Annotated in this window: 19 protein-coding genes; 11 read left to right on the top strand and 8 right to left on the bottom strand. The window is 72.4% G+C overall.

The annotated features are described in order from the left end of the window. The first annotated feature begins 177 nt into the window (after positions 1-177). Complete coding sequence (locus tag SH922_RS17135) at positions 178-813, top strand: TetR/AcrR family transcriptional regulator (protein ID WP_393063592.1); 636 nt, start codon at positions 178-180, stop codon at positions 811-813. A 62-nt stretch (positions 814-875) separates the two neighbouring features. Here the strand turns inward: SH922_RS17135 and SH922_RS17130 are convergent, their stop codons facing one another. Beyond that, positions 876-1,703: a MaoC/PaaZ C-terminal domain-containing protein gene (locus tag SH922_RS17130; RefSeq protein ID WP_393058828.1), complete on the bottom strand. Its 828-nt coding sequence runs from the start codon at positions 1,701-1,703 to the stop codon at positions 876-878. Between the two features lie 5 nt (positions 1,704-1,708). Next, positions 1,709-3,028 (bottom strand): 3-oxoacyl-ACP reductase, encoded by a 1,320-nt coding sequence (locus SH922_RS17125; protein WP_393058827.1) that lies wholly within the window; start codon positions 3,026-3,028, stop codon positions 1,709-1,711. 76 nt (positions 3,029-3,104) lie between these two features. On the opposite strand from SH922_RS17125, the gene SH922_RS17120 reads away from it, so the two are divergent. From SH922_RS17120 to SH922_RS17090, 7 genes are all read left to right on the top strand, one after another. Beyond that, a complete protein-coding gene (locus tag SH922_RS17120) occupies positions 3,105-4,382 on the top strand; it encodes an acetyl-CoA C-acetyltransferase (RefSeq protein WP_393058826.1) in 1,278 nt (425 codons plus the stop codon). 96 nt (positions 4,383-4,478) lie between these two features. Continuing rightward, positions 4,479-6,380 (top strand): AMP-dependent synthetase/ligase, encoded by a 1,902-nt coding sequence (locus tag SH922_RS17115; protein ID WP_393058825.1) that lies wholly within the window; start codon positions 4,479-4,481, stop codon positions 6,378-6,380. A 214-nt stretch (positions 6,381-6,594) separates the two neighbouring features. After that, the gene (locus SH922_RS17110; protein WP_393063591.1) at positions 6,595-7,512 is read left to right on the top strand and encodes an LLM class F420-dependent oxidoreductase; all 918 of its coding nucleotides are present in this window, start codon (positions 6,595-6,597) and stop codon (positions 7,510-7,512) included. A 10-nt stretch (positions 7,513-7,522) separates the two neighbouring features. Further along, positions 7,523-8,308, top strand: a complete 786-nt coding sequence (locus tag SH922_RS17105; protein WP_393058824.1) for an SDR family NAD(P)-dependent oxidoreductase — start codon at positions 7,523-7,525, stop codon at positions 8,306-8,308. A gap of 148 nt (positions 8,309-8,456) precedes the next feature. Further along, complete coding sequence (locus SH922_RS17100; RefSeq protein WP_393058823.1) at positions 8,457-9,578, top strand: LLM class flavin-dependent oxidoreductase; 1,122 nt, start codon at positions 8,457-8,459, stop codon at positions 9,576-9,578. 188 nt (positions 9,579-9,766) lie between these two features. Then, positions 9,767-11,506, top strand: coding sequence for an amidohydrolase family protein (locus SH922_RS17095; protein ID WP_393058822.1), 1,740 nt, complete (start codon positions 9,767-9,769; stop codon positions 11,504-11,506). Next, the gene (locus SH922_RS17090) at positions 11,503-12,966 is read left to right on the top strand and encodes an aldehyde dehydrogenase family protein (RefSeq protein ID WP_393058821.1); all 1,464 of its coding nucleotides are present in this window, start codon (positions 11,503-11,505) and stop codon (positions 12,964-12,966) included. The genes SH922_RS17095 and SH922_RS17090 overlap by 4 nt, the downstream gene beginning before the upstream one ends. A gap of 22 nt (positions 12,967-12,988) precedes the next feature. Here the strand turns inward: SH922_RS17090 and SH922_RS17085 are convergent, their stop codons facing one another. From SH922_RS17085 to SH922_RS17075, 3 genes are read right to left on the bottom strand one after another with little or no spacing between them, the layout of a single operon-like run. Then, positions 12,989-13,477 (bottom strand): hypothetical protein, encoded by a 489-nt coding sequence (locus tag SH922_RS17085; protein ID WP_393058820.1) that lies wholly within the window; start codon positions 13,475-13,477, stop codon positions 12,989-12,991. After that, positions 13,474-13,980, bottom strand: coding sequence for an RNA polymerase sigma factor (locus tag SH922_RS17080; protein WP_393058819.1), 507 nt, complete (start codon positions 13,978-13,980; stop codon positions 13,474-13,476). Before SH922_RS17080 ends, SH922_RS17085 begins: the two co-directional genes overlap by 4 nt. Next, complete coding sequence (locus SH922_RS17075) at positions 13,970-14,455, bottom strand: DUF3995 domain-containing protein (protein ID WP_393058818.1); 486 nt, start codon at positions 14,453-14,455, stop codon at positions 13,970-13,972. Before SH922_RS17075 ends, SH922_RS17080 begins: the two co-directional genes overlap by 11 nt. 79 nt (positions 14,456-14,534) lie before the next feature. Between SH922_RS17075 and SH922_RS17070 the strand changes: the two genes are divergently transcribed. Together SH922_RS17070 and SH922_RS17065 are read left to right on the top strand one after the other, a co-directional pair. Continuing rightward, positions 14,535-14,699 carry a hypothetical protein gene (locus tag SH922_RS17070; RefSeq protein WP_393058817.1) on the top strand — a complete coding sequence of 55 codons (165 nt, stop codon included), beginning with the start codon at positions 14,535-14,537 and terminating at the stop codon, positions 14,697-14,699. Positions 14,700-14,723: 24 nt separating this feature from the next. Then, positions 14,724-16,079, top strand: coding sequence for an MFS transporter (locus SH922_RS17065; RefSeq protein WP_393058816.1), 1,356 nt, complete (start codon positions 14,724-14,726; stop codon positions 16,077-16,079). Here the strand turns inward: SH922_RS17065 and SH922_RS17060 are convergent. After that, positions 16,076-17,596 carry a CehA/McbA family metallohydrolase gene (locus SH922_RS17060; protein ID WP_393058815.1) on the bottom strand — a complete coding sequence of 507 codons (1,521 nt, stop codon included), beginning with the start codon at positions 17,594-17,596 and terminating at the stop codon, positions 16,076-16,078. The two genes, SH922_RS17065 and SH922_RS17060, sit on opposite strands and share 4 nt — an antisense overlap. 169 nt (positions 17,597-17,765) lie before the next feature. Further along, positions 17,766-18,110 carry a hypothetical protein gene (locus SH922_RS17055; RefSeq protein WP_393058814.1) on the bottom strand — a complete coding sequence of 115 codons (345 nt, stop codon included), beginning with the start codon at positions 18,108-18,110 and terminating at the stop codon, positions 17,766-17,768. Between the two features lie 97 nt (positions 18,111-18,207). Here SH922_RS17055 and SH922_RS17050 point away from each other — a divergent pair, with 97 nt between their 5' ends. Then, positions 18,208-19,053 carry an LLM class F420-dependent oxidoreductase gene (locus SH922_RS17050; RefSeq protein ID WP_393058813.1) on the top strand — a complete coding sequence of 282 codons (846 nt, stop codon included), beginning with the start codon at positions 18,208-18,210 and terminating at the stop codon, positions 19,051-19,053. Here the strand turns inward: SH922_RS17050 and SH922_RS17045 are convergent. Next, a complete protein-coding gene (locus SH922_RS17045; protein WP_393058812.1) occupies positions 19,050-20,552 on the bottom strand; it encodes a hypothetical protein in 1,503 nt (500 codons plus the stop codon). The genes SH922_RS17050 and SH922_RS17045 overlap by 4 nt on opposite strands. Positions 20,553-20,611 lie beyond the last annotated feature (59 nt).

Genomic DNA, 20,611 nt, shown 5'->3' with positions numbered 1-20,611 from the left:
CCGCAACTGCGCTCGGGCGCAGCACACACATTCCCGCGAATACGACGACTTCCGGCCGTCCGGGCCGTGCGAACCCTGCTCCGTACGACGGCGCGGCAGCCCGCGCCGTACCCTTACCGAGGAGTAGGGCATCGGGGGTGGGAGGAAGTCGACGTGGGTGCTGTGAAGAGCAAACGGATGCCGCGCGCGGTGCGTGAGCAGCAGATGATGGACGCCGCGGTGCAGATTTTCGGGCAGCGCGGATTCCGTGCCGCCTCGATGGACGAGATCGCCGAGCTGGCCGGGGTGTCCAAGCCGTTGGTCTATCTCTACCTGAACTCCAAGGACGAACTCTTCTCCGCCTGCATCAGACGTGAGGCGAACGCGCTGGTCGAAGCAGTGCAGGCGGGCGTGGAGCCGGGACTGCCGGCGGACCGGCAACTCTGGGAGGGGCTGCGGGCGTTCTTCACGCACACCGCGGACAACCCGGACGGCTGGGCGGTGTTGTACCGCCAGGCGCGGACCCACGGGGATCCGTTCACCACCGAGGTGAACGTGATGCGCGAGGAGATCGTTGCGTTCGTGACGGGTCTGATCGGGGCCGCGGCGCGCGAGGCGCACCATGATCCGGCGCTCCCGGACCGCGATGTGACGGGGCTCGCGCAGGCGTTGGTGGGCGCCGCGGAGGCGCTCGCCGGCTGGGCGAACGAGACGCCGGGCGTCTCGGCCAAGGAGGCCGCGGCCACCTTGATGAACTTCTCCTGGGCCGGTCTGGAGAACCTGATGAACGGCCGCCCCTGGCAGCCTCCGGGGCAGCCCGCGGGCCGGGCCTAGCGGCAGGCTCCCTGCCCGCCTGCCCGCCTGCCCGCCTGCCCCCCGCCCCCGGCCGCGCCCTGTCAGGTGGACGCGGTCTCCGCCGTCCCGGTCAGGTGGACGCGGTCGCCGCCGCGGAGCTGGAAGGCGGCGCCGTCCGATGCGTAGGTGACCGTGCCGGGCAGCAGGACGGGTGCCTTGAAGTCGGCCCGCACCGAGCGGATCAGGTGCGGATCAGGGGCCTCGGCGAGGCAGCGGGCGACGGTCCACATGCCGTGGGCGATGGCGCGGGGGAAGCCGAACAGCCGGGCGGTCAGCGGGTACAGGTGGATCGGGTTCCGGTCGCCGGACGCGGCTCCGTAGCGCCGGCCGAGGTCGGCGGGCAGTCGCCACTCGGTGACGGCGGGGAGCGCCGGTTCCGGAGTCGGGGGTGGGATCACCGGCATGGTTCCGGTACGGATGGCATGGCGGGACAAGTAGCCGCTGCGGGACTCCCACACCAGCTCTCCCGCCAGGCGCGCCTCGGTGACCACGGTGACCTCGGTGCCGCGCCGGTGCGGGTTCAACGTCTCTGCGTACACCGTGAGTTCAAGTGGATCGCCGGGGTGGAGCGTCCGGTGGGCGGTGATCTCGATCCAGGTGTGGACGAGCCCGGTGACCGGCAGCGGGAAGCGCCGCCGGGTCATCAGCCGCATGGCGAGCGGGAAGGCCAGGACGTGTGGGTACGTCACCGGCAGCGGGCCCGGCTCGGCGAAGCCGCAGATCGTGCGGTACGCGGCCAGCGGCCCGGGGGTGATCGGTGCGGCGGGGAGGTGGGCCCGGTCGGCCGGCAGTGCGGCGCCCGGCCTGCCCGCCCGTTTGAACGGGGAGGTGGCGGCGCCGCGCGCCAGGGAGAGGGTCAGGCTCGGCATCCGGGTCACGCTCCCAGCAGGCTCTGGCCGCAGACCCGGACGATCTGGCCGTTGACGGCCGTCGATGCGGGCTGGGCGAACCAGGCGGTCGTCTCGGCGACGTCGACCGGGAGACCGCCCTGCGAGAGGGAGTTCATCCGGCGCCCGGCCTCCCTGATGAAGAGCGGGACGGCCGCGGTCATCTTCGTCTCGATGAAGCCGGGGGCCACCGCGTTGACCGTGACGCCGTGGTCGGCGGCGGCGCGAGGGGCGAGGGAGCGGACCAGGCCGATGATGCCCGCCTTGCTGGCCGCGTAGTTCGTCTGGCCGTTGTTGCCCGCGATGCCGGCGATGGAGGCGGTGGCGACGATCCGGCCGCCGCGGTTGACGGTTCCGGCCTTCAGCAGCGCGTCGGTGGTGCGCAGGACGCTGTCGAGGTTCACGTCGATGACCGAGGCCCAGCGGTCGGCGGCCATGTTGGCGAGCCGCCGGTCGCGGGTGATGCCGGCGTTGTGGACGAGGATGTCGAGGCCGTCCGGGGCCGCGGCGGCGATCCGCTCGGCCGCGTCGTCCGCGGTGATGTCCAGCGGCAGTGCGGTGGCGCCGAGCCGGTCCGCGGTGCGGACCAGGTCCTCCTGGGCCTGCGGGATGTCCAGGCAGATGACGTGGGCGCCGTCCCGGGCGAGGACCGAGGCGACCGAGGCGCCGATGCCGCGGGCGGCGCCGGTGACCAGCGCGGTGCGGCCGGCGAGCGGGGCGGCCCAGTCGGCGACGGGGTCGGGGGCGGCATCGTTCACCTCGATCACCTGGCCGCTGATGTACGCGGACCGGGGGGAGAGCAGGAAGCGCAGGGTGGATTCGGCGCCGGCGACCGAGCCGGGCGCGATGCGCAGCAGCTGCACGGTGGCGCCCTTGCCGATCTCCTTGCCGAGTGAGCGCACGAACCCTTCGAGGGCCTGCTGGGCGGCGGCCTGGTGGTGGTCGTCGGAGGACGGGTGCGTCCCGAGGACGACGATGCGGCCGCCCGGTGCGAGTGAGCGGACGACCGGGTGCAGTGCGGCGTGCACGGCTCCGAGCCCGGCGGCGGTGTCGACGGCCGTCGCGTCCAGGACGATCCCGGCCGGCCGGTCGGCGCGGGCCACGACCTCCGGGCCGCACGCGGCGAGGACGGTGCCGAGTTCGTCCGTGACGGCGGAGTCCCCGGCGGTGAGGTGGAGGACCGGGCCGGTGAGGGTCTGGGTCTCCAGGGTCCAGCGGCGCAGCTGTGCCGGCTGGGGCAGGCCGAGCTTCCGGGTCAGAAATCGGCCGGTTGCTGTGCCGGTGAGGTGCAGATAGCGGTCGGCCATTGTCCAGACTCCCTGCTCGGTCGTAGATTTACTCTGGAGTAAGGTTACTCAAGAGTCAGGAGTTGGTCGAGATGAGTTGGTCGAGTTGATCCCCCTCGCACTCCCGCAGCCCCGCAGGGTCGCGGTCATCGGCGGCAGCCGCATCCCCTTCGCACGCTCCGACGGGCCGTACGCGCAGGCTTCCAACCAGCAGATGCTCACTGCCGCGCTGGACGGTCTGGTCGAGCGGTTCGGGCTCCAGGGGCAGCAGGTCGGCGAGTTCGCCGCGGGCGCGGTCCTCAAGCACAGCCGGGACTTCAACCTGGCCCGGGAGACCGTGCTCGGCTCGCGCCTCGACCCGCGCACCCCCGCGTACGACATCCAGCAGGCCTGCGGCACCGGCCTCCAGGCCGTCATCGCCGCCGCCAACAAGATCATGCTCGGGGCGGTCGACTCGGCGATCGCGGGCGGTGCCGACACCACGAGCGACGCGCCGCTCGGCGTCAACGACGAACTGCGCCGGCTGCTGCTGTCCGCCCGGCGTGCGAAGTCGACGGGCGGCAGGGCGAAGGCCCTTGCGGGCGTACGCCCCCGGCACCTCGTCCCGGACATCCCGCGCAACGCCGAACCGCGCACCGGCCTTTCGATGGGCGACCACGCGGCGGTCACGGCCCGGCAGTGGGACATCGGCCGCGCGGAGCAGGACCTCCTCGCCGCCACCAGCCACCAGCGGCTCGCCGCCGCGTACGACCGGGGATTCCTGGACGACCTCGTCGTCCCGTACCTCGGCCTGGACCGTGACCAGAACCTGCGTCCGGGCTCCACCGTGGAGAAACTCGCCACGCTGAAGCCGGTGTTCGGCGCGGACCACCCGGACGCGACGATGACGGCGGGCAACTCGACCCCGCTCACGGACGGCGCCGCGACGGTGCTGCTGGCGAGCGAGGAGTGGGCAGAGCGGCACGGTCTGGAACCGCTGGCCTACCTCTCGCTGTACGAGACGGCCGCGGTCGACTACGTGGGTGGCGAGGACGGGCTGCTGATGGCGCCCGCGTACGCCGTTCCGCGGATGCTGGAGCGGGCCGGGCTCGGCGTCGAGGACTTCGACCTCTTCGAGGTGCACGAGGCCTTCGCCTCCCAGGTGCTCGCCACGCTGGCCGCCTGGGAGAAGCAGGGGCTGGCGCCCGTCGACCGGGACAAGCTCAACGTGGCGGGGTCCTCCCTCGCGACCGGGCACCCGTTCGCCGCGACGGGCGCACGGATCGTCGCCACCCTCGCCGAGCTCCTCGCGGAACGCGACGCCCCGGGCCGGGGGCTGATCTCGATCTGCGCGGCGGGCGGTCAGGGCGTCACGGCGATCCTCGAACGCGTCTGATCCGCACGACCGTTGCGCACGGTCCGGCGAGGGCCGCAGGCCCTGTCGCCGGACGGACCCGGTGAACCGCCCGACCCCGATGCTGAGGAGCCGCACGTGTCCACGCCACCCGCCACTTCATCCCCTGTCCTGGTCGAGCCGACGAAGGTCAGGGCCGCCGACGGCAGCGTCCAGCAGGTCTCCGTACCGGCGTCCGCCCGGCCCGTGCGCCGCGGCTCGCTCGCCGAGATCCCGTTCGACAACGCCCGCGAGGCGCCCTCGGACGCCGTCCTCAGCCGCAAGCAGCCCGACGGCAGCTGGCAGGACGTGACGGCGGAGGAGTTCGCGGCCGAGGTCCTCGCCGTTGCCAAGGGCCTGATCGCGGAGGGTCTGCGGGGCGGCGACCGCATCGCGATCATGGCCCGCACGACCTACGAGTGGACACTGCTCGACTTCGCGTCCTGGGCCGCCGGCCTGGTCACCGTTCCCATCTATCCGACCTCCTCCGCCTTCCAGGCCCGCTGGATACTCCAGGACTCGGGTGCCGTCGCCTGCGCCGTCGAGACGGCCGAGCAGGGCCGCATCATCAGCCAGGAACGCAAACAGCTCGGCGACCTCACCCACCTCTGGCAGTTCGACACGGGCGTGCTGGGGCGGCTGAGGAAGCTCGGCAAGGACGTTCCGGACGACGCCGTCGCCGCCCGACGCGCCACCCTGGAGCCGGAGACCCCGGCCACCCTCATCTACACCTCGGGCACCACCGGCCGCCCCAAGGGCTGCGTCCTGACGCACGGCAACTTCTTCGCCGAGGTCGACAACGCCATCGAGCTGCTGCACCCGGTCTTCAAGTCCGTCAGCAAGTACCCGGCGTCCACCCTGCTGTTCCTGCCGCTGTCGCACGTCTTCGGCCGGATGGTCGCGATCGGCTGTCTGCGCGCCCGGGTCCGCCTCGGCCACGCCCCGTCGATCCAGACCGAGGACCTGCTCGGCGACCTGGCCGGTTTCAGACCGTCGTTCCTGCTGGCGATCCCGTACGTCCTGGAGAAGGTCTACAACACCGGCCGGGCCACCGCCGAGAAGATGGGCCGGGCCTCGTCCTTCGACCGGGCGGCACGGATCGCCCAGCGCTACGGGCAGGCCGTCGAGGCCGCCGAACACGGCACGGGCCCCGGCCCGGGTCTCGGCCTGCGGGCGGCGCGTGCGCTCTACGACCCGCTGGTCTACCGCCGCGTCCGGGCCGCGCTCGGCGGCCAGGTCCGCTACGCGATCTGCGGCGGCTCCCCGCTGGGCCGCCGGCTGGCCGCCTTCTACGCGGGCGCCGGCATCGAGATCTTCGAGGGCTACGGCCTCACGGAGACCACCGCCGCCGCCACCGTCACCCCGCCCCTCAAACCGCGCCTGGGCACGGTCGGCTGGCCGCTGCCGGGCACCGCCGTACGCATCGCCGAGGACGGGGAGGTGCTGCTCAGCGGCGGTCAGGTGTTCCAGGGCTACTGGGACACCGAGCGCGGCGAGGCCGTCCCCGCCCTGGACGGCGGCTGGTTCGCCACCGGCGACCTGGGCGCGCTCGACGAGGACGGCTACCTCACGATCACCGGCCGCAAGAAGGACATCATCATCACCTCGGGCGGCAAGAACGTCATCCCGGCCCCGCTGGAGGACTGGCTGCGCGCGCACCCGCTGGTCAGCCAGTGCATGGTGGTCGGCGACAACCGCTCCTTCATCACCGCACTGATCACCCTGGAGCCGGACGGGCTGTCCCACTGGCGGCAGATGAAGAAGAAACAGGACGTCCCGATCCGCGAACTCGTCCACGACGAGGAGCTGCGCTCGGCGCTCCAGCGCGCGGTGGACGAGGCCAACCGCCTTGTCTCCCGGGCCGAGTCGATCCGTAAGTTCACCGTCCTGACCGGGGACTTCACCGAGGCCGGCGGCCATCTGACCCCGTCCCTGAAGCTGAAGCGGGACGCGATCGCGCGGGACTTCGAGGCGGAGATCGAGGAGCTGTACCGCAAGTAGGGCGGGCGCCCGGGAGGGGGAGCCGACGCTCCCGCTCCCGGACCCGGGTGCTCCGATGGCCTCTTCTCCCCGGCCACCCCTTGCCTGATGATGCGTCAGGTACGACGATGACCCCGCTCGCAATGTGACGAGCCGTCAGATTCGTGTCAGCGTCATTCCAGGGGAAGGAGGCCGTTCGGTGCCGATACTGTCCGCCGGACCGCTGTCGTACGGGATGCAGCTCCCGATCCAGTCGCAGAGCGCCATCTACGCAGAACCCTGGGAGGCCGGGGCCACCCCGGCCGACCTCGTCGAGATCGCCCGCACCGCCGACCGCGCCGGGTTCAGCTACCTGGCGAGCTGCGACCATGTCGCCATTCCGCGGCGGCTCGCGGGGGCGATGAGCACCGTCTGGTACGACCCGGTGGCCACGCTCTCCTTCCTCGCCGGGATCACCGAGCGCGTGCTGCTCATGAGCCATGTCGCCGTCGTCGGGCTGCGGCACCCACTGGCCACGGCCAAGCAGTACGCCACCCTCGACCACCTGAGCGGCGGCCGGCTGATCCTCGGGGTCGGGGCGGGGCATGTGCGCGAGGAGTTCGAGGCGCTCGGGGCCGACTTCGACGGGCGGGGCGCCGTGCTCGACGAGAGCATCGACGCGCTCAAGGCCGCGCTCGGGCCCGAGGAGTACCCGGAGTTCGCGGGGGAGCGGTTCGCCTTCAGCGGGCTCGGGCAGCTGCCCCGGCCCGCCCAGGAGCGGGTGCCGGTCTGGGTGGGCGGCTCCTCGCCCGCCGCGGTGCGCCGGGCCGCCGTGCGCGGTGACGGCTGGCTGCCGCAGGGGGACCCGCGGGAGAAGCTGCCCGCGCAGATCGGCCGCCTGCACGCCTTGCGCGAGGAGGCCGGGGTCACCGAGCCGATCGTCGTCGGGGCCATCACCGAGCCGCTGTACGTGGGGGAGCCGGGCTGGTCCGTGGGGCGGCGCACGCTCAGCGGGAAGCCGGAGGCGCTCGCGGAGTCGCTGCGGGAGTACGGCGCGATGGGCGTGCACCAGATCCAGGTGCGATTCCGCAGCCGCGGCAGAAGTGAACTGACCGATCAGATGGCGGCGTTCGCCGCCGAAGTCGCACCTCACCTCGACAACCTCGACAGGTAGGAGTCAGGCCATGGGCAAGCTGGACGGGCGAACCGTACTGATCAGCGGCGCGGCACGCGGGCAGGGCGAGCAGGAGGCGCGGCTGTTCGTCGCCGAGGGTGCGCGGGTGGTGATCGCCGATGTGCTGGACGAGCAGGGCGAGGCCCTGGCGAAGGAGCTGGGTGAGGACGTCGCGCTCTTCGTGCACCTGGACGTGAGCCAGGAGGCGGACTGGCAGGCCGCCGTCGCCGCGGCGAAGGACGCCTTCGGGAAGATCGACGGGCTGGTCAACAACGCGGGGATCCTGCGCTTCAACGAGCTGGTGACCACGCCGCTGGAGGAGTTCCAGCAGGTGGTCCAGGTCAACCAGGTGGGCGCCTTCCTGGGGATCAGGACCGTCGCGCCCGAGATCGAGGCGGCGGGCGGCGGGACCATCGTCAACACCTCCTCGTACACCGGGCTCACCGGCATGGCGTTCGTCGGTGCCTACGCCGCCACCAAGCACGCCGTGCTGGGGCTGACCAGGGTGGCGGCGGTGGAGCTGGCCGCGAAGGGCATCCGGGTCAACGCCATGTGCCCCGGCGCCGTGGACACCGCGATGACCAATCCGGCGGCGCTGGACCCGGACGCGGACCCGGAGGAGACGGCGGAGGCCGTGGGTGCGCTGTACAAGAAGCTCGTCCCGCTCGGGCGGATCGGCCGGCCCGAGGAGGTGGCGGCGCTCGCGCTCTTCCTGACCTCGGACGACTCCTCGTACATCACGGGGCAGCCGTTCGTCATCGACGGCGGATGGCTGGCGGGCGTCAGCCTCTTCTGACCGCGTCACCCACCCCGTGCGTGACCGGGCATCCACCCCGCGCAGTCTGACGGAGCGTCAGGTATTGACGGGTCGGGGTCTCGGTGGAACAGTCGGACGCATCAGAATCTGACGATGTGTCAGAAACGATTGAGGACGGTGAACCCCCTTGGAATTCGGGCTCTTTGTACAGGGGTACGTGCCCGCCGCGCGGGCCAAGGCCGACCCCGGGGCAGAGCACAAGGCGCTGATCGAGGAGACCGAGTACGTCATCCAGGCGGACAAGTCCGGCTTCAAGTACGCCTGGGCCTCCGAGCACCACTTCCTGGAGGAGTACTCGCATCTCTCGGCCAACGATGTGTACCTGGGCTATCTCGCACACGCCACGGAACGCATCCACCTCGGATCCGGCATCTTCAACCCGCTCGCCCCGGTCAACCACCCGGTGAAGGTGGCCGAGAAGGTCGCCATGCTCGACCACCTCTCGGAGGGGCGATTCGAGTTCGGCTCCGGCCGCGGGGCGGGCACCCACGAGATCCTCGGGTTCATGCCGGGCATCACCGACATGAACCACACCAAGGAACTCTGGGAAGAGACCATCGCCGAGTTCCCCAAGATGTGGCTCCAGGACGAGTACGTCGGCTTCCAGGGCAAGCACTGGTCGCTCCCGCCGCGCAAGATCCTGCCCAAGCCGTACGGGAAGTCGCACCCGGCGATGTGGTACGCGGCCGGCTCGCCGCCCTCGTACGCCATGGCGGGCAAGAAGGGGCTCGGCGTGCTGGGCTTCAGCGTGCAGAAGGTCTCCGACATGGAGTGGGTCGTCGAGTCCTACAAGAACGCCGTCAAGGACGCCGAGCCGGTCGGTGACTTCGTCAACGACAACGTGATGGTGACCTCGACGGCGATCTGCGCCGAGACCCACAAGAAGGCCGTCGAGATCGCGGTCGGCGGCGGGCTGAACTACCTCCAGTCGCTGCTGTTCCGCTACCACGACACGTTCCCCCGGCCGGAGGGGATCCCGGAGTGGCCGGAGCTGCTGCCGGAGTACTCCGAGGAGATCATCGAGCTGCTGATCGCCGAGGAGCTGATGATCTGCGGCGACCCGGACGAGGTGCTGGGGCAGTGCCGTCGGTGGGAGCAGGCCGGGGCGGACCAGCTGAGCTTCGGGCTCCCGATCGGGATCAGTCCCGAGGACACGATGAACTCGATCAAGCTGATCGGTGAGCACGTGATCCCGAAGATCGACACGGACCCGGTGCACCGGACCACGAGGTTCCGCGACGCCGCGTGAAACCGGCCTCGCCGGCGTTCGAGGCGCGGGCTTCGGAGGTGCTGCCCCCGTACCCCCGCTCCTCGATCGCCGGAGGGGCTTGATCTGCGGGCGGCGTCTTCCCGGACCGCCGCTCCGCGAGCCGGGGTGCGTACCGCGGCCGTACGCACCCCGGCGCAACACACCACCACCGAGAAAGGGACCCCGTCATGCTCGACCACCTCATCCGCGGAGCGACCGTCGTGGACGGCACCGGCGGGCCCTCCTACCTCGCGGACATCGGCATCCGGGCCGGCCGCATCGCCGTCATCGCGGAGCCCGGGACCATCGCCGAGGAGGCCGTGACCTCCGAGGACGCCACCGGTCTCGTCCTCGCGCCCGGCTTCGTCGACCCGCACACCCACTACGACGCCCAGCTCTTCTGGGACCCGTACGCCACCCCGTCGATGAATCACGGCGTCACCACCGTCGCCGGCGGCAACTGCGGGTTCACCCTCGCCCCGCTCCACCCGGACCGCCCCGAGGACGCCGACTACACCCGGCGCATGATGTCGCGGGTCGAGGGCATGGCCCTCAAGGCCCTGGAGGAGGGCGTCGACTGGAGCTGGTCCAGCTTCCGCGAGTACCTCGACGCACTCGACGGGCGGATCGCCGTCAACGCCGGGTTCATGGTCGGCCACTGCGCCCTGCGCCGCCACGTCATGGGCGCCGACGCGGTCGGCGGCCAGCCGACCCCCGCCCAACTCGACGCCATGCTCGCCCTCTTCCACGACGCGATGGACGCCGGGGCGTGGGGCCTGTCCACCACGCAGTCCTCCACCCACTCCGACGGCGACGGGCAGCCGGTCGCCTCCCGGCACGCACTCCCCGAGGAGCTCCTCGCGCTGTCCCGGGCCGTCGGTGAGCACGAGGGCACCCAGATCGAGGCCATCGTGGCCGGCTGTCTCGACCAGTTCTCGGACGACGAGATCGAGCTGTTCGTCGACATGACGGCCGCCGCCGGGCGCCCGCTCAACTGGAACGTCCTGACCATCGACGCCGCCGTCCCCGAACGCGTACCGCGCCAGCTGATCGCCAGCGAGCGTGCCCGTCGCGCGGGCGGCCGCGTCGTCGCGCTGACGATGCCGATCCTCACCCCGATGAACATGTCGCTCGGCACGTTCTGCGCCCTCAACCTGATCCCGGGCTGGGGCGACATCCTGGCCCTGCCCGTACCGGAGCGCATCGAGCGGCTCCGTGACGCGGACACCCGCGCCGGGATGCTGCGCCGCGCGGACAGCAAGGAGGCGGGCGTTTTCCGCCGCCTCGCGAACTTCGGCCGGTACGTCATCGGCGACACGTACAGCGAGGCGAACGAGGGTCTCAGCGGGCGCGTCGTCAAGGACATCGCGGCCGAGCGCGGCCAGGACCCCTTCCACTGCCTGGTCGAGATCTGCGCGGCCGACGACCTGCGTACGGTCCTGTGGCCGATGCCCACCGACAACGACCCCGACTCCTGGGCGCTGCGGCAGCGCACCTGGGAGCACGAGGACGTCATGCTCGGCGGCTCCGACGCGGGCGCCCACCTGGACCGGATGTGCGGCGCTCCGTACACGACCCGCTTCCTCGGCGACTGTCTGCGCGGCCGCAAGCTCATGCCGCTGGAACGGGCCGTCAAGATGCTGACCGACGACCCGGCCCGGCTCTTCGGCCTGCGGGACCGAGGACGCGTCGAGGAGGGCTTCCACGCCGACCTCGTGCTCTTCGACCCCGAGCGCATCGACGCGGGCCCCGCCACCCTCGTCCACGACCTGCCGGGCGACAGCCCCCGGCTCGACTCCAAGGCCCTCGGCATCGTGTCGGTCCGCGTCAACGGGGTGGAGACCCTGCGCGACGACAAGGTGACCGGTGCGGTCCCCGGGACGGTGCTCCGTTCCGGCCGCGACACCCGGACGGTGAGCACCGTATGACCACCACACCGCAGCGCCTCTTCATCAACGGCGAGTGGACCGAACCCGCCGACGGCCACTACGAGGTGGTCGACCCGGCCACCGAGGAGATCGTCGGCCTCGCCCCCGAGGCGAGCCGCGCGCAGGTGTACGAGGCGGCCGCCGCGGCCCGTGACGCCTTCGGCCCCTGGTCCCGTACCCGCCCCGAGGAGCGCGCCGCGATCCTCGACCGCGCGGCCGACCTGATGCAGCGCGACTTCCTCGCCAACGCCGCCCTCGCGCAGGCGGAGAGCGGCGCCACCACCGGTACGGCCCGCGGGATGCAGGTCGCCGTGGGCGCGGCCCGCTTCCGGCGGTACGCGAAGGGTGCGCTGGAACCGGTCGAGGAGGCGATTGCGCCGCAGATCAACGAGGCAGGGCCGATGGGCCGGGCCGGGATCTTCGGGGCGCTCGCCGTCCGCCAGCCGGTCGGCGTCGTCACCTGCATCACCTCGTACAACAATCCCTGGGCCAACCCGGCCGGCAAGATCGCCCCCGCGCTCGCGATGGGCAACACGGTCGTCGTGAAGCCGGCCCCGCAGGACCCGCTCTCCGTCTACCGGATGGCGGACGCCCTCGCGGAGGCGGGTGTGCCGGACGGGGTCGTCAACGTCGTCAGCGGTTCGGGCCCGGTCGTGGGCGAGGCCGCCGTCGACTCGCCCGACGTCGACATGGTCAGCTTCACCGGCTCCACATCGGTCGGTCAGCGCATCGCCGAGGTCTGCGGCCGGAGCATGAAGCGGCAGCTGATGGAGCTGGGCGGCAAGGGCGCAGCCGTCGTTCTCGACGACGCGGACCTCGACTCGGCGGTCGCGGGCATCGGGACGACGTTCTCCTTCTACAGCGGACAGATCTGTACGGCTCCGACCCGCGTCCTGGTCCAACGGGCCGTGCACGACGCGCTGATCGAGAAGCTCGCCGCGTACGCCGGGTATCTGACGGTCGGCGACCCGACGGCGAAGGGCACCGTCGTCGGCCCGGTCATCTCCGCCGCCCACCGCGACCGCATCGAGTCGTACGTGGAGCTGGGCCGCAAGGAAGGGGCCCGGGTCGTCACGGGCGGCGAACGCCCGGACCCGACCGGCCGCGGCTTCTACGTCGCTCCGACGCTGCTGGCCGACTGCACCAACGACATGCGGGTGGTGCGCGAGGAGATCTTCGGCCCGGTCGTGGTCGTCGTCCCCTTCGACGACGAGGAGGAGGGCATCGCGCTGGCCAACGACAGCGACTACGGACTGATCGACTACGTCTGGTCCGGCGACGTGGCCCGCGCCTTCCGCGTCGCCCGCCGGCTGCGCGCGGGCGGGGTCGGGGTGAACACCATCGGCCGCAACATGGAGGCACCGTTCGGCGGGTTCAAGCGGAGTGGTGTGGGGCGGGACGTCGGCTCGTACGCGCTGCACGCGTACAGCGAACTCCAGGCGATCGTCTGGCCGGGATGAGGGGATGAGGGGCTGACCGGCCTCACCCGCGCGCCGCGAGGCGGTCCTCCAGCCGGAACAGCACCTTGCGGCCCGCCCGGCCCACGCCGACCGGGACCAGGGCGGCCCGCCCCGGGACCCGTACACCGCCGGTGAAGGCGACCAGGGTGTGGCCGGGGGTGGTCGCGGAAGGGGTGGCCGCGATGCCGATCAGGACGAAGCGGCTCTGCAGCCAGAGATAGCCCGGTCGCCGCACCCCGCGGAAGCGGGCGTGCATACCGAACCGGCTGCGGGCGACCGCCTCGACCCGGTCGCCTTCGGCGCGGGTCAGCCTGAGCCGCCTCATGTCCGGTACGAGGAAGGCCAGTTCACCGTCGATGTCGGCGAGAACGGGCTCCACTTCGGCGCAGGGTGCGGGGATCTCGCGGGTGGTGACCCGGGCCCCGCGCACACCGGCCGCGAGGGCGTGCAGCCGGCGGACCGGGTCGAGCGGTGCGGCGGCGGGCCACTGGGGGGGCGGGGTGTCGGTCATGACGTCCATGCTTTCCGGAAGGAGTCCCGGGCCCGGGACAGACGGGACTTGACGGTGCCCACCCGCAGGCCGAGCAGGGCGGCGGCGGACCGCTCGTCCAGCCCTTCGACGTCGCGCAGGACCAGTACGGCCCGGTGCTCGGGGGAGAGCCGGGCGAGGACGTCGCCGATGTCGGCGGCGAGCTGCGGATCGCCGCGCTGGGGCAGCGTGGTGAGGTCCGCGGGCGCGGACCTGGCGGTGCGGCGGGCGACGCGCACCGCCTCCCGGCAGGCGATGGAGCGCACCCAGCCGTACAGGGCCGCCGGTTCCTTGAGGGAGCGCAGGTTGCGGAAGACGGCGACGAGGGTCTCCTGCACGGCATCCGGCCCGTCGGCCAGGGCGATCGGGGTGCAGATGCGGCCCGCGTACGGAGTGAGGACGTCCAGCAGCTCGTTCATCGCGAGCGTGTCGCCGCGCTGGGCGGCCACCACCAGGCGCACCGCACGGGTGTGGTCATCGGGCACGGGCCGGAGCGTCCTCCCTGGCCGCCACCCGGAGTGCGGCGGCCGCGAGCAGCAGGCAAAGGGGCGTGTACAGGGACCGGTTGAGCAGATGGAAGGTGTCGCCGGCCCCGGCGTCCAGCCCGGTGCGCAGCCCCGCCGCCCAGCCGAGCCCGGCCAGTCCGCGCAGCGCGGTGCCGCAGGCGACCGCGAGCGTCCCGGCCTGGAGCAGCCGGCCCAGCCGATGGGACCGGCCCAGCCGGGCGCGCGCGGTGACCAGGACGGCACCACCGAAGAGGGCAGCGGCCAGCGGCAGTACGACGGGCGGGGTGAACGGGGCGTCGATGCCGAGCACGGCGTACGAGAGGGAGGCGGCGTCCCGGGCGGGCCAGGTGGTGCCGGTGGACCAGAGGACGTGCAGCAGCCCGTCGGCGGTGAGTACGGCGGCGACGGCGAGGGCGGCGGTACGGCGGGTGGGCAACAGGCGGTCGGGGGTCACGGGGGCTCCTCTGCGGGTCTGTGGACGGCGGAGACGTGTTGCGTCACCCCACAGAGGAGCCGGTCCGTCGATTCGTTCCATGCCCTTCGAGATCCGGGCCACGCCCTTCGGGATCCGGGCGACGCTCTTCGGGATCCGGGCGACGCCCTCCGGGATTCAGGCGACAGGCATGTATCTCGCCATCAAGTATCTTGACATCGAGAATAACTCCCGGCAGGCTTCCCCGCGTCTACAGGTCTCCTGATGCCGAGATGACCGGGGGTGAGCGGTGCGCCGCACAGCGGGGAACGGAAGCTCGGGAACGAAGCAGAGCGAGGGCGGGCAGGGGCTGTTGGCCCAGCTACGCAACCCGCCGGGTGGCCGGGACGCCCGGATCATGCTGCTTGCCCTGGCCGTCGACCGCACCGGCTCCGGCCTGTGGGCGGCCTCCTCGGTCCTCTATCTCACCTTCGTCACGCATCTGAGCCCCCAGCAGATCGGCGTGCTGCTGGGCGCGGCCGGGGTGGCGGGCATCGCCGGTTCCCCCCTGGCCGGACGGCTCGCCGGCCGCTTCCCGGTCCGTCCGCTGCTGATCGGCTGCCACCTGCTCCGGCTGGTGACCCTGGTCCTGGTGCTGACGTGCACCGGATTCGAGGCGCTGCTCCCCGTCATCGCGGCCACCTATCTGGCGGACCGGGCGGCGAAGACGCTGGAGATGCTGTTCGCCACCCGCGCGGCGGGCGAACGCCGGGCGGCCTACCAGGCGTTGTCCCGCAGCGCGGCCAACGCTGGCTACGGCGTCGGCGCCGGGCTGGCGGCCATCGGGCTGGCCGTGGGCACCGCGGACGCCTACCGCGCCATGATCCTCGCCAACGCGCTGTCCTTCGTCGTCGCCGGCTTTCTGGTCCGCCGCACTGGCGAGCCGCGCGGCACGGTGACGGTGGAAGTGGCGAAGAGCGAGGCGCCCGGCACCACCCCAGTGGCCCCCCGCGATCCCGCCAGGCCGAAGGGCCCGTGGCGGGACCGCGGCTACCTTCGCTTCGTCCTCCTCGACATCCCGATGAACCTCGACGACTCCGTCCTGGGCGTCGGCCTGCCGCTGTGGCTGGTGAGCAGCACCTCCGCGCCCCATGCCCTCGTGCCGGCCGTCCTCGTCATCAACACCGTGCTCGTCGTCACGCTCCAACTGGCCTTCTCCAGCCGGGCGGAGGGCCCGCACCGTGTGCTGCGGACGGTCGCCCTGTACGGAGTCCTGATGGTCGCGTGCTGCGCCCTGCTCGCCGCCGCCACCCGGTGCGGGACCTGGACGGCCGCGGTGGTCCTGCTCGCGGCGGCGGTGCTGGTCACCCTGGCGGAGCTGATGCGCTCGGTGAGCTCGTGGGAGTTGGCCGTCCTGCTCGCACCCCCCGGCGAGCGGGCCGCGTACCTGGGGGTGGCCGGCATGTCCCAGTCCATCCAGAAGTCCGCCGGACCGCCTCTGCTGACCGGAGTGGTGATGGCGGCAGGGCCGGCGGGCTGGCTGGTACTCGGGACGGTGGTCGCGGGGCTCGCGCTCGTACAACAACGCTGCTGCGCGCAGCGGTTGCGCACCCTCGCGGCCCCCGCCCCCAACCGCACGACGAGGGCCGTCGGGCAGGCCCGCTAGCCCTCCAGGAACACCGGATTGGTGAGCGCCGCAAGGGCCCCGGGCAGCCCCGGCACCGAGACCGGGTGCCGGACCTCGGCCCGCACATAGGCGGCGTAGGCCGGCGTCGTACGCCACTCCACCGTTCCCGTACCCGACTTGGGCAGCACCGCCGTGAACAGCGTCCCCTGGTCGGTGACGAAGTGCGCGGTGCAGTCCGGTGCCCCGCTGACCTCAAGTCGTACGGTGACCGGGGTGTCGTCCCCCTCCACCCGCAGCCGCCCACCGATCCCGGCATGGCGCCCGCGCCCGCCCGAGACGCCGAAGGACAGGCTGACGGCGGACGACTCGGCGATGTAGGAGCGCCCGGCCCGGATGCCGGTCACGATCGCCTCGCGCGACAGGCCGTCGGCAAGGACGACGGTCTGCGGGAGCCCGACCCGGTCCGGCTCCCGGTGCGCGTCGCTGTTGCCCATCGCGGGGACCCAGGGCTTCGACGTACGGACCGCCGACACAAGGGAGTTGTCCCACTCGGCGAGAGCGATCTCGTCCTCCGGGGTGTAGGCCCCGTTCCACACCTCCACCGCGTCCGCCTCGCCGAAGCCGAACTTCCAGTGGCAGCCGATGCAGGTGGCGTGCGGGTGGGCGGGCACGACCAGGCCGCCGGCCCGGCGCACGGCCTTGGCGTAGTGCCCGAAGCGGTTGTCCCTGGCCCGGTAGCGCCAGTCCACCCAGGTGCCCGGGTCGGTGCCGAGCGCGACCACGTGCCCGTTGCGGGTGGTGATCTCCTCGCCCGTGAGGACCAGGAGATCGTCACCCCACAGTCCGCCCCAGGCCCCGTGCGCGGACGTGGTGTTGTGCTCACTGCTGTTGATGAAGTCGAGCCCGGCCGCACGGGCGGCGGCGGCGATCTCGGCCGGGGTCCGCTTGCCGTCGGAGTGGACGGAGTGCAGATGGCAGTCCCCGCGGTACCAGGCGCGCCCGCGCCCCTTCGCCTGTTCCGGCGGATACACCGGCTCAGGTGTGGATGCGGCCGGGCCGAGGCGCAGCGTGACCGTCACCTCGTACGGCAGCCCGTCGGGTGCGACGGTGTACGGAGCGAGCACGATGTGCCAGGTCCCGGCGCGCACCGGCCCCGCGAGATAGCCGGGTGTCGCCTCGTCGGCCCGGATGAAGAAGCTGTTGCGCGCCCCGCCGGACCACCCCCGGAACCCCGGCCCGCCCAGTTCGGTACCGCGCTCGTCGAAGATGCCGATGTCGAGGGCGTTGCCCTGCGTGCCGGCCGGGACGGGCGGTTTCTCGTACGTGTACGAGACCGCGATCTCGGCGACACCGTGCCCCACGTCCACCGGCAGGTAGACGTAGTCGGGCGACCCGGTGGGCAGGACGCCGCGCACGGTCCGGGTCCTGGTCGCGCCCTCCGGGGCGTCTGCGGCGTCGGCGAAGCTCACGGTGCCCAACGTTAGGGCGGTGGCGGCCGTGGTGACGAGCAGGCCGCGCCTGGCGATCGGGCGGTGCGCGGGACGGGGTGCGGGCATGCGGGGGCTCCCGGGGCGTCGTGGGCCGAGACGAGGTCTCCTCACCCGACACCGTGGCGGGGCCCGTTGAACGCGGCGTGAACGCCGGGGGGCCGGGGCCGGGGTGGGATGGGGAGCCGGCTGAATCCGCACCCCCGCCACCCGGCCGGCGCGGCGCGGGCTGCGGAGGTTATGAGTTGCGCCGTGAGCGCGAGACGAGCACGAACGCGATGATGCCGACCACGATCACGGCCAGCGCGATGCCCACGATCAGGCCGCCCCCGAACCCGCCCGAGCCGTGCTTCCGCCGCTTCTTGCTCTTGTTCTTGCTCTTACTTTTGCTCTTGTACGCGTGCGCGGCCTCGCGCACACCGGTGTGGACGGATGTCGCACCGTCCACATGCCCCACGCTCTGCACCGACGCGGCACGGGAGACAGCGGGCGCGGTGGCCGATGCCGCGACCGGTGCGCCGCCGACGAGCACACCCGTCAGGAACAGCGCGGTGAGAGCAGTGCGTGTACGCGTACGGATCATGGTGGTTGACCTCCCCCGAAGTCGCCGAAAGCTCGGCTTTGCGCACCGTACGGCATACGTTTGAGCCGCCACCAGACAACGACGGAGGTGTCCTCGTATGCGGATCGCCACAACGATCTTCCTCACCGACGAAACGATCACACCGGTGCGGCTCGCGCACCAGCTTGAGCAGCGGGGATTCGCCGGGCTCTATCTTCCGGAGCACACGCACATCCCGGTGAGCAGGGAAACTCTTTACCCGGCGGGCGGCGACCTGCCGCCCGAGTACGGCCGCACCCTGGACCCGTTCGTCGCCCTCGGGCAGGCCGCCGCGGTGACCGAACGGCTGGCGCTCGGCACCGGCATCACGCTGATCGCCCAGCACGACCCGATCGATCTGGCCAAGCAGATCGCCACCCTCGACCACCTCTCCGGCGGCCGTTTCACCCTGGGTCTCGGCTTCGGCTGGAACGTGGAGGAGGCCGCGGATCACGGCGTGGACTGGCGCACCCGCCGGGAACTCGGCCGGGACCGCATGGCGTTGATGCGGGCCCTCTGGTCCGACGAACCGACGGCGCACGAGGGTGAGTTCGGCTCGGTCCGGGCCAGCTACGCCTACCCGAAGCCCGTCCAGCAGCCCCGCGGCCCCGTGGTCGGTCCGCGCACCCTGATCGGCGGCGCGGCGGGCCCGAAGCTGTTCGCGCACATCGCGGAGTACGCGGACGGCTGGCTGCCGATCGGCGGCCGGGGCCTGACGGAGTCCGTGCCGAAGCTCCGTACGGCCTGGGAGTCGGCGGGCCGAGACCCGAAGGACCTCCAGGTGATCCCGTACGCGGTCCTGCCGAGCCCGGGCAAGCTGGCGTACTACGCGGACCTGGGCATCGAGGAGGTCGTCCTCCAACTGCCCCCGTCGGCCGAACCGGAGGTCCTGCGGACGCTGGACGCGTACGCGGAGTATCTCTAGGGCTGCTGCTGCTGCCCGGCCGCGGCGATCAGCTCGTACATCGTCGTGGCCGGCAACGCAGGGTTCGCGGCGGCCCGGTGGGCGAGTTCGGGGTCGTCGAGCAGCGCCGCGATGCGGTCCTGCGGCAGCCGCGGGTGGCGTGCCGCGTCCGCGCGGACCTGCGGGTCGGGGTCGCGGGTGAGCCGGTCGGCGGTGTCCGGCGGGAGCTCGGCGTCGAGCAGGGCAAGCCGCCGGACCGCAGGATCCTCGTCACCGGCGAACCGAGCGAGCCCGGTGCGGGGGAAGTTGCCGTGACCGGTCAGGTGCCACCGGTCGCGGCCGTTGTACTCCAGGAAGCAGCGGAGCAGCAGCGCGGCCGGGGCGTCCGGATGGTTCTGGCCGAGCAGGACACGCACGCCGAGGTCGGTGTCGTCCGCCAGGAGCGCGACCAGGTCGGCGGGGAGATGCCGCTCTCCGGCGGCCCGTCGCCGCAGGAGCGGGTGGGCGGACAGCGCGTGGGCGCGGACCTGCTCCGGGTCGGGCAGTACCTCCGGGTCGTACACAGGCCAGTGGCAGTACGCCCCGTCCTGCTCCACCTCGTAGTCGATCGCGGCCCGTTCCGCCTCGCTCAGGGCCGGGTGCACGGACAGGGCGAGACGCACCCCCGGGTCGGGGTCCACGGCGAGTGCGCGGCGCTCGGCCGGCCCCAGGTCGGGCCGGGCGGCGACGCGGGTCCGCACCTCGGGGTCGGGGTGGGCGGCCAGCAGGGCCACGGTCTCCGGCGGCGCGCTGTCGTTGGCGGCGATCAGCCATGCGTCCTGCGACAACGCCTCCGCCACGACATCCGGGGCGAGCGCTCCGTACCGCAACAGGTGAGTACGCGGATGGCAGTGGTGCGCGGGAAGGTCCTCCCGCACCGCGTCGGAATCGCGGAGCCGTTCGTACGAGCGTCTGCTCGCGTCGGCCGCCTTCCGTACCTCCGGGTCCGGGTCTGCCACCAGGGCGTCCCGGACGCCGGCTGTCAGTGAGCCCCAGGAGGAGGCGTTGACCCCCATGATGCGGACCTTCACCGAGGGATGAGTCACCATCGCACGCCGCAGACCGGGCGAGATCAGCCGGTTGAGCTCCCACAGGAAGTCGCTCTCGTACGTCTCGATGATCCGCACGACGGTCCGGTCCGGCAGCGGCCGGGGCAGACAGACGTCGTCGGCCCGGGGCTCCCGGGACAGACGCCCCCGTACGCGATACTCCGGATCGTCCACCAGCCGTGCCCGCTGCTCCGGGTCGGCGTACGGGTTCTCGGCGAAGAAGCCGCGCGTGGTCCCGTCCGGGTGGGCCACGACCGCGTCCACCACGGGGTCGGGGAGCGCCCGGTCCCGGCACAGCGCCATCCGTACGGCAGCGGACTCGCTCGCGAGCAGCCGCAGCAGGACGTCGACGGGCGCGGCCGGATTGAGCGCCACACCGATCAGCCGGCGTTCCGCCGGACCGGCCGCTTCCCATATCGCCTCAGGATTCACGGACGGATGGTCCCACTTCGCGCCGGCGACCACTGCCGAGTCAACCGGGAGCACATGCG

It is taken from the genome of Streptomyces sp. LN549, from assembly GCF_043203805.1.
Taxonomy (GTDB): domain Bacteria; phylum Actinomycetota; class Actinomycetes; order Streptomycetales; family Streptomycetaceae; genus Streptomyces.
The sequence above is the reverse complement of the archived record's forward strand: the minus strand, read 5'-3'. Positions and strand labels throughout refer to the sequence as shown.

What these genes read in the sequence shown, in the direction of transcription:
- SH922_RS17135 (WP_393063592.1), top strand. Translation starts at nt 178, where the DNA reads ATGCCGCGCGCGGTGCGTGAGCAGCAGATGATGGACGCCGCGGTGCAG.
- SH922_RS17130 (WP_393058828.1), bottom strand. Translation starts at nt 1,703, where the DNA reads ATGCCGAGCCTGACCCTCTCCCTGGCGCGCGGCGCCGCCACCTCCCCG.
- SH922_RS17125 (WP_393058827.1), bottom strand. Translation starts at nt 3,028, where the DNA reads ATGGCCGACCGCTATCTGCACCTCACCGGCACAGCAACCGGCCGATTT.
- SH922_RS17110 (WP_393063591.1), top strand. Translation starts at nt 6,595, where the DNA reads ATGCAGCTCCCGATCCAGTCGCAGAGCGCCATCTACGCAGAACCCTGG.
- SH922_RS17105 (WP_393058824.1), top strand. Translation starts at nt 7,523, where the DNA reads ATGGGCAAGCTGGACGGGCGAACCGTACTGATCAGCGGCGCGGCACGC.
- SH922_RS17095 (WP_393058822.1), top strand. Translation starts at nt 9,767, where the DNA reads ATGCTCGACCACCTCATCCGCGGAGCGACCGTCGTGGACGGCACCGGC.
- SH922_RS17090 (WP_393058821.1), top strand. Translation starts at nt 11,503, where the DNA reads ATGACCACCACACCGCAGCGCCTCTTCATCAACGGCGAGTGGACCGAA.
- SH922_RS17085 (WP_393058820.1), bottom strand. Translation starts at nt 13,477, where the DNA reads ATGACCGACACCCCGCCCCCCCAGTGGCCCGCCGCCGCACCGCTCGAC.
- SH922_RS17070 (WP_393058817.1), top strand. Translation starts at nt 14,535, where the DNA reads ATGCCCTTCGAGATCCGGGCCACGCCCTTCGGGATCCGGGCGACGCTC.
- SH922_RS17060 (WP_393058815.1), bottom strand. Translation starts at nt 17,596, where the DNA reads ATGCCCGCACCCCGTCCCGCGCACCGCCCGATCGCCAGGCGCGGCCTG.
- SH922_RS17055 (WP_393058814.1), bottom strand. Translation starts at nt 18,110, where the DNA reads ATGATCCGTACGCGTACACGCACTGCTCTCACCGCGCTGTTCCTGACG.
- SH922_RS17050 (WP_393058813.1), top strand. Translation starts at nt 18,208, where the DNA reads ATGCGGATCGCCACAACGATCTTCCTCACCGACGAAACGATCACACCG.